Annotated in this window: 9 protein-coding genes; 5 read left to right on the top strand and 4 right to left on the bottom strand. The window is 72.0% G+C overall.

Annotation, left to right across the window (positions count from 1 at the left end):
* Nucleotides 1-194: 194 nt before the first annotated feature.
* Both ACFY1U_RS20780 and ACFY1U_RS20775 read right to left on the bottom strand, forming a co-directional pair.
* Nucleotides 195-1,178 carry a S1C family serine protease gene (locus ACFY1U_RS20780; protein WP_390695585.1) on the bottom strand — a complete coding sequence of 328 codons (984 nt, stop codon included), beginning with the start codon at nt 1,176-1,178 and terminating at the stop codon, nt 195-197.
* 108 nt (nt 1,179-1,286) lie between these two features.
* Nucleotides 1,287-2,402, bottom strand: coding sequence for a GNAT family N-acetyltransferase (locus ACFY1U_RS20775; RefSeq protein WP_390695584.1), 1,116 nt, complete (start codon nt 2,400-2,402; stop codon nt 1,287-1,289).
* Nucleotides 2,403-2,848: 446 nt separating this feature from the next.
* Between ACFY1U_RS20775 and ACFY1U_RS20770 the strand changes: the two genes are divergently transcribed.
* The 4 genes from ACFY1U_RS20770 (at nt 2,849) to ACFY1U_RS20755 (ending at nt 10,278) form a co-directional block, all read left to right on the top strand.
* Entirely contained in the window at nt 2,849-3,916 is a 1,068-nt protein-coding gene (locus ACFY1U_RS20770; protein WP_390695583.1) for a glycerophosphodiester phosphodiesterase family protein, read from the top strand.
* A 155-nt stretch (nt 3,917-4,071) separates the two neighbouring features.
* A complete protein-coding gene (locus ACFY1U_RS20765; RefSeq protein WP_390695582.1) occupies nt 4,072-5,511 on the top strand; it encodes a DUF2079 domain-containing protein in 1,440 nt (479 codons plus the stop codon).
* Between the two features lie 64 nt (nt 5,512-5,575).
* A complete protein-coding gene (locus ACFY1U_RS20760; protein ID WP_390695581.1) occupies nt 5,576-8,509 on the top strand; it encodes an AAA family ATPase in 2,934 nt (977 codons plus the stop codon).
* Nucleotides 8,510-8,649: 140 nt separating this feature from the next.
* The gene (locus ACFY1U_RS20755; RefSeq protein ID WP_390695580.1) at nt 8,650-10,278 is read left to right on the top strand and encodes a protease pro-enzyme activation domain-containing protein; all 1,629 of its coding nucleotides are present in this window, start codon (nt 8,650-8,652) and stop codon (nt 10,276-10,278) included.
* 112 nt (nt 10,279-10,390) lie between these two features.
* On the opposite strand, the gene ACFY1U_RS20750 is transcribed toward ACFY1U_RS20755, so the two are convergent.
* Together ACFY1U_RS20750 and ACFY1U_RS20745 are read right to left on the bottom strand one after the other, a co-directional pair.
* Nucleotides 10,391-11,320 (bottom strand): LLM class flavin-dependent oxidoreductase, encoded by a 930-nt coding sequence (locus tag ACFY1U_RS20750; RefSeq protein WP_390695579.1) that lies wholly within the window; start codon nt 11,318-11,320, stop codon nt 10,391-10,393.
* Nucleotides 11,317-11,610, bottom strand: a complete 294-nt coding sequence (locus ACFY1U_RS20745; RefSeq protein WP_390695578.1) for a response regulator transcription factor — start codon at nt 11,608-11,610, stop codon at nt 11,317-11,319. Before ACFY1U_RS20745 ends, ACFY1U_RS20750 begins: the two co-directional genes overlap by 4 nt.
* On the opposite strand from ACFY1U_RS20745, the gene ACFY1U_RS20740 reads away from it, so the two are divergent.
* The gene (locus tag ACFY1U_RS20740; protein ID WP_390695577.1) at nt 11,605-12,606 is read left to right on the top strand and encodes an amidohydrolase; all 1,002 of its coding nucleotides are present in this window, start codon (nt 11,605-11,607) and stop codon (nt 12,604-12,606) included. The two genes, ACFY1U_RS20745 and ACFY1U_RS20740, sit on opposite strands and share 6 nt — an antisense overlap.
* Nucleotides 12,607-12,617 lie beyond the last annotated feature (11 nt).

Here is a 12,617-nt window from a genome sequence, read left to right as displayed (position 1 = left end):
CATGCCGGGGGCGAGACGAGGCGGTCGATGCCTGTTGCCGTTTCGGCAAAACGGCGAACGTGCGGCCGGGCCGCGAACCCAGGCACCGGGCGGCAGTCCCCCGTACCAGCTCCGGCGCCGGCCGCGAGGCGTGCGAGGAGGTCGGGCATCCGTCGGCAGGTCCGCCACCGTGGCCCGCGGGGGTGCTCCGCCGCTCAGTCCTCCGCGATCAGTTCCACCGGTGTGGCGATGACGTCCACGAGGGCGTCGCCGCGCAGTGCGGTGAGGGCGAGGGGGCGGCCTATGGCGTCCTCCAGCATCAGCCGCTGCAGGGCCTGGGCGCTGGTCACCGGTTCGCCGTGGGCGGTGACCAGCAGGTCACCGTCCCGCAGTCCGGCCCGGGCTGCGGGGGAGGCGGGCACCACCTCGACGATCCGCAGGCCCGTGCGGCGGCCGGTGCGCGCCCGCAGCAGGGGCGGCAGCGGGGCGGGGATGCCGGCGAGGCCGAGATAGGCGCGGCGCACTCTGCCGTCGGAGAGCAGGGTGGCGATGATCCGGCGGCTGGTGCCGTTCACCGGGATGGCGAGGCCCAGGCCGACGTCGGCGATGGCGGTGTTGATGCCGACCACGCTGCCGTCGGCCGTGGCGAGCGCCCCGCCCGAGCTGCCGGGGTGGAGGGTGGCGTCGGTCTGGACGACGTCGTCGATGACGCGGGTCGCCCGGCCCGTGCTCGCCGGCAGCGACCGGCCCAGCGCGCTGACCACGCCGGCGGTGACGCTGCCGGCCAGTCCGAGGGGGTTGCCGACCGCCACGACCAGCTGCCCCACCCGTAGCGCGTCGGCCTCGCCGAGCCGGGCCGGGGGCGGGGTCGGCCCGTCGGCGCGGACCACCGCGAGGTCGGAGAGCGGGTCGGCGCCGATGACGTGAAAGGGGGTGGTCGTGCCGTCGGCGAAGTGCGCCGTACCGGCGTCGGAGTGCCCCACGACATGGGCGTTGGTGAGCAGGAAACCGTCGTCGGTGAAGACCACCGCGGAGCCGGTCCCCATGACGAATCGGCCTCTGGAGCGGCGGTGCGAGACGTTCAGGGCCGCCACCTTCGGGGTGAGTTCGGTGGCGACGGAGGTGACGATCTGCGAGTAGGAGTCGAGCGCGGCCTGCTCCTGACGGGAGCGGTCGGGCTCGGAAAGTGTCTCTGCCACGAGTCGGCCTTTCCGCTGGCCCAAGGGCATGCATGCGTGTGTTACATGCTTACACCCTTGCATCGGCAGGCGGACCGGACTTCGCTGCGGGCTGACGCCGGCGTCTGTTCAGCGTGTGCGGGACCCCGCGGTGCCGGAGTTCATACGCCGCGAGGTGCGCAGGGTGCCGACGGTCTTCAGCAGTCGGTCGGCGGGTGCGCGCAGCTCGGGGTGGGCGTTGACCGTGTTGCGCAGGCCCCGCACCGGTCTGCGCCACAGCCGGTGGGCCGCCGCGACCGGGTGGGGGCGACTGGCGAATCCTTCCGCCACGCGCAGCTCGCGGGTCTTGAGCCAGTCCTTGTACTCCTTGTCGCCGCGTCCCAGGTCCATCAGCGTCACCCCGTTGCGGGCAGCCGCCTCGGCGGTGCGCAGATGCATCATCAGGCCGGGCGAGTAGTAGTGCAGGTCGGGGTCGTAGGCGGTGAACCAGGCGGCCAGCACGGTGCGCGACCTGGGCCCGAAGTGCGCCGCCACCGGCCGGTCGCCCGCGTACAGCACCGACAGCACACCGGTGAAGTGCTCCTCGCGGACCTCGAAGAGATGGTCCACCAGGTCGACGATCCACGGCCGCGAGAAGCGGTCCATCCGGCCCGTCCTGCGGTACTGGGCGGACTTCCACTGCATGAGCCGGCGCAGCATCCGCGGATCGCGCTCGTCGAACTCGAAGCGCACCTCGCCCACGTCACGCCCGAGCCGACGTTCCTTCTTCAGCGTCGTCTTGGCCAGTCCCGGGTAGGCACCGCGCAGCCACGGCGCATAGCCGCTCTCGTCGGGCTTCAGATCGACGACCGGGGAGGCGAACATCCCCGTGACATGCCGGCCGAACGGCTTTTGTTCCTCGACGAGATGGTCGAACTCGAAGATGGACAGCCCGCAGGCTCTCAGCAGGTCCTGGGCGTCCCAGGTGACTCCGGGGCGGTGCACCAGCGCCTGGCAGTCGGAGAGGCCGAGCCCGACGGCCCGGCCGACGCCGAAGGCGTTGCGTTCGTACGGGAAGAAGCCGACCGGCGCCCCGTCCTCCCGCAGGACGGCGATCCGGGTGCCGGCGCGGTATCTGCCGATCCCGAGGGCGAACTCCGGAGCCAGGAAAGGATTGGCGTACTCGGGGGACTCGTCCATCGCCGCATGCCATGCCGTACGCAGCGAGGTGCTCAGTTCGTCGGCTCTGTGGATCGTGACGTCCACGTCAGATCATCCGCCCTTCCCCAGGCTCCGCGAGGGACGGCCCGGCCGCAGGGCAGGCCGGTAGAGCGTGTGGACCGCTGTTCATTGATCGCATCCGCGACCGCTCCCCCCGTGACGTCCCCCGCGGCGCGCCGTCCGCGTCCTACCACGTTCTTCGAGTATCCGCCGGTTCCCGTCCGTGTACACGGTCGTTCCGCGGTCGATCCGCGGTCGATCCGCGGTCGATCCGCGGTCGATCCCCGGGTTCGGAACTGTCCGCCGAGGATCAAACGTCGCGAAACAGTACGCATGTTGTCAAGAGTGCCTGCCGCTACAAAACGGCAGCAGAAGAAGCGGTCCTTGCCGCGCACGTACATTTCACGCCGTCCTCATGTGCGGGCCGTTTCGCCGGGCCGGGCTCCCACTAGCGTCGTGCGGTGGCCCGAACCGACCCGAGTGAGGTTTCGATGTCCGCAAGACACACCCTCGCCGCCCTGGCGCTGGCTCCGGTGCTCGCCTTCCCGGCGGCGGCTCATGCGACGACGTACGACGGCTCCCGCGTGCCGCCCGGGAAGACGCACTTCGATCTGCAGGCCCACCGCGGCGGCATCGGCATGACGACCGAGGAGTCCCTGGAGGGATTCGGCAAGGCGATGCGCCTTGGGGTGTCCACCCTGGAACTGGACACCCAGATCACCAAGGACGAGAAGGTCGTGGTCAACCACGACCGGCAGGTCAGCGCCCAGAAGTGCCGTGACACCGCACCCGTCACGCCGGGCGACCCGATGTATCCGTACGTCGGGAAGTACATCAAGGACCTCACGCTGGCCCAGATCAAGACCATGGACTGCGGCTACCAGCAGCTGCCCGGGTTCCCCGAGCAGGAGGTGGTCAAGGGGTTCCGGATGGCCGAGCTGAAGGACGTCCTGAACCTGGTCAGGAGCTATCACGCGAGGCAGCTCAAGCTGAACATCGAGACCAAGGTCGAGGCGGGCGCCCCCGAACAGACCGCGCCGCGCGCGCTGTTCGTGCGGCGGGTCTACGAGGAGATCCACCGCTCCGGCATCGAGCGCCAGGTCACCATCGAGTCCTTCGACTGGGGCGCGCTCAAAGCCATGCACGAACTGGCCCCGAAGTGGCCTCTCGTCGCTCTGACGAACTACGACTTCCTCCAGGTCGGCCAGCCCGGCGCCTCGCCGTGGCTCGGCGGGATCGACGCCGACGACTACGGCGGCGACTTCGTGAAGGCGGCCGCCACCATCCCCGGTGTCAGGGCCCTCTCCCCCAACTACGGCTTCCCGCAGACCGGAAAGGTCGGCGACCCGGACTTCCGCTTCTACTCCGACCGGACGATGGTCGAGGAGGCCCACGCCCGGGGCCTGAAGGTCATCCCGTGGACCTGCGACGATCCGGCCACCGTGGAGGCGCTGATGGACATGGGCGTCGACGGCATCATCACCAACTACCCCAACCACGTACGGCAGATCATGGCCGACCGGGGCATGCGCCTGCCCAGGCCGTACGAGCCCCGTTGACACGGGCACCCCGCCGGCGCCGCCCGCCTCAGCGGTAAGTGATCTACGTCTCAGCGGGTGAACCGGGGGGCGGCGAACTCGGTCACAGCAGATGACGTAGTCATCGAGTGCCCGCGGCGGATGATCCGTGCCGGCACATAAGGACGCCCCCCACCGTGCCCAACACCCAGCAGGACACCCCCGCTTCACTTCTCCCCGACACGTCCATACGGGCGCCGGTCGCGCCTCCCCCGCGTGACCGGCGCCCCCGTCCCGGCCGCCGCGATCCCTACCTCCTGGCGACCGCCCTGTTCGCCGTGTACGCGGCCCTGTCCGTCCTGCGGTACGAGCATCTGGAGACCCGGTCCTGGGACCTCGGCATCTTCGAGCAGGCGGTCCGCGCGTACGCCCATCTGCGGGCGCCGGTCGTCGATCTGAAGGGGCCCGGGGCCAACATCCTGGGCGATCACTTCAGCCCGGTGCTCGCTCTGCTCGCCCCGGTCTACCGGCTCTTCCCCTCCCCTGTCACGCTGCTGGCCGCCCAGGCCGCCCTGTTCGCGCTGTCGGCCGTGCCGGTGACGCGTGCGGCCGCCGGGCTGCTGGGGCGGCCGAGCGGGCTTGTCCTCGGAGTCGCCTACGGCCTGTCCTGGGGTCTGCAACGGGCCGTCGACTTCGACTTCCACGAGATCTGCTTCGCCGTACCCCTGATCGCCTTCAGCCTGGAGGCGCTGCTGGCCCGCCGGTGGCGGCCCGCGCTGTGGTGGGCGCTGCCCCTGGTGCTGGTCAAGGAGGATCTTGGCCTGACGGTGGCGGCCATCGCGCTGGTCGTCGCCCTGCGCTGCCGCCGCTCCCCGCGCCCGCTCGGGTACGCCCTCGTGGTTGCGGTCCTCGGCATCGCGGCCACCTTCGTCACCCTCACCCTCGTCATCCCCGCCTTCAACACCACCGGCGGCTATGCCTACTGGACCAAGGTCGGCAGCGGCTTCACCGTCTTCGACGGGACAGACGTCAAACTGCGCACCCTGGCCTGGCTGTTGATCCCCACCAGCGGTCTGCTCGCCCTGCGTTCACCGCTGTCCGTCGTGGCGCTGCCCACCCTGGGCTGGCGCTTCTGCTCCGCCGACGACCACTACTGGGGCACCGACTGGCACTACAGCGCGGTGCTGATGCCGGTCGTCGCACTGGCCCTCGTCGACGCGCTCGCCCGGGCGCGGGCGAGCTCCCGGCCCTGGCTGCGTTCGTACGCCCAGCACCTGCCCGCGGCGGTCGCCGCAGCCACCCTGGCCCTCACGACCACCCTCCCGCTGTCCACGCTGACGGAATCCGCCACCTACGACACCCCCGAAGGCGTCCCCCGCGTCGAACGCGCCCTGGACCGCATTCCGGACGGCGCCACGGTCGAGGCCGACATCGGCCCCAGCAGCCGGCTCACCTCCCGCTGCCGTGTCTTCTGGATCGGCGCCACCCGGGGCATCACCCCCGACTACATCGCCCTCAACAACAGCAGCAAGTGGGTCGGCGACGTCCAGGCATACGCCCGTCAGCTGCACCCCGACGCCCGTTACGTGATCGACGACGCCGCCTACGGCTACGTCGTCCTCAAGCGGAGCTCGTGACCGGCAGGCGCCGGACGTCATTGACAAGCCGGATCAACCAAGGTTGTCATGTCCACATGCTGCGATGCCCTGGGACCTGCTGCGCTCGCCGCGGGTACCGTCATTGAGCGGGCGCCGCGCGCTGCTCGACACCGCCCTGGCCGAGTTGACGGCCCGCCCCGGAGTGCTCCTCCACGGCCCCGCGGGCATCGGCAGGTCCACGCTCCTGACTGCCCTGGCGGCGTCCCGGGCCGCGCAGGACAAGCCATGCACGGTGTTGTACTGCTCGCCCGCCCAGGAGGACGCCCGGCTGCCCTTCGTCGGCCTGATCGACCTGTTCGCACGGGTGCCGGAGCACTGCCTTGAGGCCCTGGCACCCCAGCGCCGGGCGGCGCTGCGGGCGGTCCTGCTGCACGGCCCGGAACCGGCCGACGACCAGGGCCGTCTCGCGGTACGCGTCGCCGTTGTCGACGTGCTGCGCATCCTTGCCGCCACCGGCTCCGTACTCCTGGTCGTCGACGACCTCCAGTGGCTCGACGAGCCGAGCGCCGAGGTGCTCGCCTTCGCCGTACGCCGCCTCGAAGGCCTCGCCGTACGGATGGTGGCCGCCGAGCGGGTGGCCGACGGCGAGCAGCCCGTACGGCTGCGCTGCTGCCCGCCGGGCACCGTCGAACTGCCGGTGCCATCCTTGACGGATGCCGAGGTGGCCCACCTCCTGCGCACGGCGATCGGTGCCGAGCTGCCGCCGGCGGTGCTGCGGGCGGTCCAGGACACCGCTGCCGGAAACCCGTCGTACGCACTGGAGTTGGGCCGGGCGGCCCCGCGCGACGCGGCCTCCGTCGGCTTCGGCCGGGCGCTGCCCGTGCCCCCAAGGCTGCGCGCCCTGCTGCTGGACCAGGTACGTACGCTGCCGGAGACCGTGCGGCACACCCTCCTCGTCGCGTGCACCGCCGCCCGGCCCAGCCTCACCGTGCTGCGTGCCGCCGGGCTGGACGACCCCGCCGCGGACCTCGCGGAGGCCGAACGGCTCGGTGTCGCGGCGGTCGACGCCGACGGAACCGTACGTTTCAGCCATCCGCTGATCCGGGCCGCCGTCCATGCCGACGCCCCGGAACACAGCCGCCGGCAGGCGCACACCCTGCTGGCCCGTGCGGTCATCGAGCCCGTGGAGCAGGCCCGCCACCTCGCTCTCGCGCACCCCTACGAGGACGAGGCCACCGCGCGCACGCTGATGTCCGCGGCCGAGTCGGCGCGCCGCGACGGCGCACCCGATGCCGCCTTCGAACTGGCCGGGCTGGCCGCCCTGCGCACTCCCGGCGACCGCCCCGCGGACCGTGCCGACCGGCTGCTGGCCGCGGCCGACTACGCATGTGACGCGGGGCAGTCTGAGGAGGCGGGGCAGGCGGCCGAGACCGTGCTCGCCGGATCGGGCTCCGCACGGCAGCGGGTGCAGGCCCGGCTGATCCTGCTGCGCAACGCCGGTCAGGCGCTGGGCGGCGCCCGTGACCTGATCGAGGAGGGCCTGCGGGACGCCGACGGCGACCCTGAGGCCGAGGGATGGCTGCACCACTGGGCTGCCGTACGAGGCCTGCTGTGCGGGGAGTTGGCTCAGGCGGCCCGGCATGCCCGGCGCGCTGCCCGGCAGGCAGCCCGGGTAGGCGACACCGACACCCGGATCGGCGCCCTCGCCACCCTCGCCCGGGTGCAGTCCCTGGCTGGGGAACCGGCCGCCGCCGGCGCCGCGCTGGAGGAGGCCCTCACGCTGGTCGGCGGCGCCGACGCCGGCCCGGAGAGCTGGGGGCTGATCCGGATGCGGGCGATCCTCGCCCTGGACTCCGACCAGGTCACCGAGGCCGGACAGCAGGTCGCCGGACTCCTCGCGGACATCGGTGAGTTCGCCGGGGTCGAGGAGGTCATGGCGACCTTGGTGGCGCTGACCCGTATCCAGGTGCGCGCCGGACACTGCCGGGAGGCTCTGCGCACCGCGGCCCGCTGCTCGCGCGCCCTGGCCGAGACGGGCGTACAGGCGGCTCCCGCCCTGTATGCGGCGGCGCTCGCGGCGACCGCGGGCGGCACCGCCGACGAGGCCCGACAGCTGGCCGAGCAGGCGGTCAGGGCCTCGGAGGCGGACGGCGACCGGCTGTTCCTGCTGCGCGCGCTGGCCGTGCTCGGACAGGCCGAGCTGCTCGCCGGCGACCCGCGGGGCGCGGCGGCCGCGGCCGAGGCGCTGCACCGCGTCAGGGAACTGGGCGAGGCGATGGGCGCCGCCGATCCGCCGCTGCTGCACTGGTACGGCGACCTGGCGGAAGCCCTGGTGATCCTGGGCGAGACGGACACCGCCGGGGCGGTGCTCGGCGAGGCCCGTACACGGGTGTCCGGCGATACGCCCGGCAGCGTACTGGCGGCGCTGGAACGGGCGGAGGGGCTGCGGGAGGCGGGGCTCGGCCGGGCGAAGGAGGGGGCGCTGCGGCTGCGAGCCGCCGTGGACCACCTGCGGCACCTTCCCCTGCCCATGGAGCTGGTGCGCACCCTGATCGCGCTCGGCGCGGTCGAGCGCCGCGCGCGCCGCAGGACCGCGGCACGGGCCGCGCTCGGTGAGGCGCTGGAGACCGCGACCCGGATCGGCGCCGCTCCGCTCGCGGCGCGGGCCGGAGACGAGCTGGCGCGGCTGGATGCGGGGGACCGCGGCGGCGAGGCGGGCGCGAGCAGACCCGAACTCACCCCCACGGAAGCCAGGATCGCCGAACTCGTCGGCGGCGGAGCCACCAACCGCGAGGTCGCCGCGGAGCTGTTCATCAGCGTGAAGACGGTGGAAGGGGCCCTGTCGCGGGTCTACCGCAAGGTCGGTGTCCGCTCGCGCACCGCGCTCGCCCATGCCATGGCGGTCGCCGTCATCGCGTCCGGGGCGGCGGCCGTGAATTCCGACGATGACGACCAAGCCAGGCCCGCCGTACAGGCGGTGACGTCGAGTCAGCCCGGCCGGATCCGGACGGCCCGTGCGCTGGACAGCCGCCGCTGACGTGACATCCGGCGTTCACGTGACATCAGTTGTTAACACGTGAAGCAAGGGTTCCCCCGCTTATGCGGGTGGGGCGGATGTTCCTACGTTGAAGCAGTTCCGACGTCCGGGACGCGACCCCCCACCTCCGGAGGACCTCAGTGAAGTCACGCCTGAAACTGCTCGGCCTGGTCACCGTGCCGGCGCTGCTCGCCGCCGCCGTACCCGCCGCCTACGCCGCCGGCACCGCACAGCCGCACGCAACGCGCGCGGCCGTCACCGGAGATGTCCTCAAGGGACTGAACAAGAACGCGACCCGCACGGGCAGCGTCGCCGCCGGGAAGCGGATAGCGGTGGCCATCAGCCTGACCCCCAGAAACGACAAGGCGCTCGACACCTTCGTCGCCAAGGTCAGCGACCCACGGTCGAGTTCCTACGGCCACTACCTGACCAAGGGTCAGTTCGCGGCGCGCTTCGGCCGCACCGCCGCCGAGGTCCAGCAGCTCAAGGACTACCTGCGCGCCCAGGGCCTCACCGTCGGCAAGGTCCACTCGGGCAATCTGCTGGTCGACGCCAGCGGCACCGCCGCCCAGCTGGAGAAGGCTTTCGGCACCAAGCTGTCGACGTGGAAGGACACGGCGTCGGGGCACTCGTTCTACGCCAACGACACCGCGCCGACGCTGCCGGCCTCCGTCGCCTCCCTCGTCAGTGACGTGGCCGGCCTCAACAACCGCCTCACCCTGCACCACCAGGCGCCCTCCACCGTCACCCCGCACAACGGACCGGGCGGCGGCTACACCCCGGCCCAGCTCAAGGGCGGCTACAACGTCTCCGGCACGTACACCGGCAGCGGCCAGAAGATCGCGCTGCTGGAGTTCGACGGCTTCCAGCAGTCCAACATCACCAAGTACGACACCAACTACAGCCTGGGCTCGCCCAACCCGACCGTGCAGAAGGTCGACGGCGGCTCCGGCGCGCTCGGCGACGGCCAGGTCGAGGTCGAGCTGGACATCGAGGTCCTGCACGCGATCGCCCCCAAGGCGAACGTCACCGTCTTCGAGGGCCCCAACTCCGACGCCGGCGAGGTCGACACCTACCAGGCCATCGTCGACAGCGGCATCCCCACCACCTCGATCAGCTGGGGCGCCGCCGAGAGCGCCCGCACCACCTCGGGCATCAACGCGGTCGACGCCGTCTTCAAGGCGGGCGCCGCCCAGGGCCTCGGCTTCTACGCGGCCTCCGGTGACAGCGGCTCCGACGACGCGGGCGACGGCGGCACCTCCGTCGACTACCCGGCCAGCGACCCGTACGTCACCGGCGTCGGCGGCACCAAGCTGACCGTGACCTCGTCCAACGCCTTCAGCAAGGAGGTCGCCTGGTCCGGCGGTGGCGGCGGCAAGTCCTCCGTCTTCAAGATCCCCAGCTGGCAGACCGCGGTGCAGAAGAGCGCCGGCGGCGGCTTCCGCCAGGTCCCGGACGTCTCGGCGCACGCCAACCCCAGCCCGGGTGTCTCGATCTACTCCCAGGGCTCGTGGTCGTCGGTCGGCGGCACCAGCGCCGCGGCTCCCGAGTGGGCGGCGTTCGCGGCCCTGTACAACCAGCAGGCCGCGGCGGCCGGCAAGGCCAACCTCGGCTTCGCCAACCCCGCCCTGTACTCGGCGAACGGCACCGGCTTCCACGACATCACCAGCGGCAGCAACGGCGCCTACTCCGCGGCCACCGGCTGGGACTTCACCACCGGATGGGGCTCGTACAACGCCGCGACCCTGGCGAGCAAGCTGCTCGGCTGATTCCTGGCGGCTGAAGAGGGACCTGCGCGGCGGGGGCCGGGACCACCCCCGGCCCGCGCTGCGGCATGCACGGAACCAAGGGGATCAAGTCAGGCCACCTTGAGGGCGAACGTCAGGAGACCCGACGCATCACGTCCCGGCAGAACGCTCCGACCCCGTCCGGGTCGTCGATGAACTGGTTCGGCTTGATGCAGAAGGTCGTGAAGCCCTGCTCCAGCTGCTCCGGGATCGACGCGAGAGCCGCGCCGAGGTCCGCCGGCGAGTGGTCGTCGGGGAACACGGCCTGAGTGCCGCCGATCATCTCCACCTCGTCCACGTCCCGGCCGACGGCGGCCATCGCGTCCTTGGGCAGCTGCAGGTCCGGTGGTGCGGGCCGGCCCAGCGGGTGAAAACCGTGGCCGTACTGCACGAGTCGTCGCAGGACGGGCCCGTGCAGACGCTGTCCGCCGAACCACAGCCGCGGACCCTCCGGCCGGTATGCCTTGGGCTCGAAGTAGACGTCCCGGAAGGGGTAGTGCTCGCTCTCGTGCGAGATCGGCGACGGCCCCCAGGCCTTGGCCCAGTCCTCCAGATGTTCGTCGAGCAGCCGCCCCCGCCTGCCGAAGGGCATCCCCAGCGCGTCGTACTCGTCCTTGCTCCAGCTGACCGTGGGCTGCACCAGCAGCCGGCCCTCGCTGATCAGGTCGAGGGTGCCCAACTCCCGTGCCATGAGCAGCGGATGACGCAACGGAGCCAGTACGGCCGCGGCGGCCAGCCGCAGGCGTTCGGTGACGGAGGCGATGGCGGCGAGCAGCAGCAGCGAGTTCGGCCAGGGGGTGTACGGGTCCTGGTTGCCCGGGAGGGCGTAGTCGCGGGGGTTGCCCATGATGCCGTCGGCGCCGGCGTCCGGTCCGAGCACGATGTGTTCGCTTACCATGACCGCGTCGAAGCCGGCCTCCTCGGCCTCGCGGGCCCACCGTACGGCCGTGGGCAGATCGGCGCGGCCACCGGTCAGGGTCCAGTTCTCGCTGAGGACGAGCAGCATGCGGGGCGTGCGGGTCATCGTCGGTCTTCTCCCTCTTCCCGGGCGGCGGGCGCCCGTTCCACGAAGTGCTCCAGGTCGTCGGGCGTGGGCCGCAGCACACCGTCGCGTACGGCGAGCGCCGTGGCCTCGGCGCGCGAGGCGCAGCCGGTCTTGCGCAACAGGTGCTCGATATGGCTGTGGACCGTGCGCGGAGACAGGAACCGGGCCTGCGCTATGGCCTGGTTGGTCTGGCCGCGGGCGGCCCGGGTGAGGACCTCCAGCTCGCGCGGGCTGAGGCCGTACGGCAGTGGGACGCGCTCCTCGTGCACCAGTACCGCGGTGCGGGCGGCACCCGGCCCCACCGTGCCCTCTTCGGCGGGCTGAGCACCGACAACTGGACCGCCTACGCCGACCTCGCCGCAGCCGGTGAGCTCCGCGCCCGGGTCAGTGTCCTGCTGCTGCCCGCACCGATGGGCGGCTCCGCCGACGACGTACGGAAGGGCCTCGCCGAGTTGCGGCGCCCGGAGTCGGCAGACCCGCGCCTGCTGCGCGTCATCGGGGTCAAGATCTTCGCCGACGGGGTGCCACCGAACCGTACGGCCTGGATGAAGGAGCCGTACGCCGGCGGCGGCCACGGCGCGCTGTGCGTGCACGGCGAGACTCCCGCGCTCCAGGTCGACGAACTGCGCGAGATGATCCGCACCGCCCACGAGGCGGGCTTCCAGCTGGGCGTGCATGTCACCGGTGACCGCGCCATCGACACGGTCGTGGACGCCTTCGTCGCCGCCGACGAGGCGGCGCCCCGGCCAGACGCCCGGCACTACGTCATCCACGGAGACTTCATAGGCGCCGCAAGCCTCGCCAAGCTCGCCGCGCACGGCTACGGAATCAACATGAACCCCGCCATCAAGTGGACGATCTCCGACCTGATGGACGAGGTCGTCGGGCCCCGGCGGTCCGCCTACCAGTGGCCCGTACGGTCCGCCATGGAGGCCGGGATCGCGGTCTGCGCCAGTTCGGACGCACCGATCACCGAGCCCGACTGGCGGCAGGGGGTGGCCGCGATGATGCTGCGGGAGTCGAAGGCGAGCGGCCGGCCCAGCGGCCCCGAGCAGTGCGTGAGCCTCGCCGAGGCCCTGCGGGCGTACACGGTCAACGCGGCCCGGCAGGACTTCGCGGAGGAGTGGAAGGGAACGGTCGAGACCGGCAAGGTCGCGGACCTGTGCGTCCTGGACCGCCCGCTGCTGGGCCTGGATCCCCATGCGATCACGGACACGGAGGTGGACCTGACGGTGTTCGACGGGCGCATCGTCCACGAACGCTGACCCGTACAATT

The organism is Streptomyces sp. NPDC001351, from assembly GCF_042896045.1.
Classification (GTDB): domain Bacteria; phylum Actinomycetota; class Actinomycetes; order Streptomycetales; family Streptomycetaceae; genus Streptomyces.
The sequence above is the reverse complement of the archived record's forward strand: the minus strand, read 5'-3'. Positions and strand labels throughout refer to the sequence as shown.

Bases quoted from the DNA above. Each gene is read 5' to 3' on its own strand.
- ACFY1U_RS20770 (WP_390695583.1), top strand. From the start codon at position 2,849: ATGTCCGCAAGACACACCCTCGCCGCCCTGGCGCTGGCTCCGGTGCTC.
- ACFY1U_RS20760 (WP_390695581.1), top strand. From the start codon at position 5,576: ATGCCCTGGGACCTGCTGCGCTCGCCGCGGGTACCGTCATTGAGCGGG.
- ACFY1U_RS20750 (WP_390695579.1), bottom strand. From the start codon at position 11,320: ATGACCCGCACGCCCCGCATGCTGCTCGTCCTCAGCGAGAACTGGACC.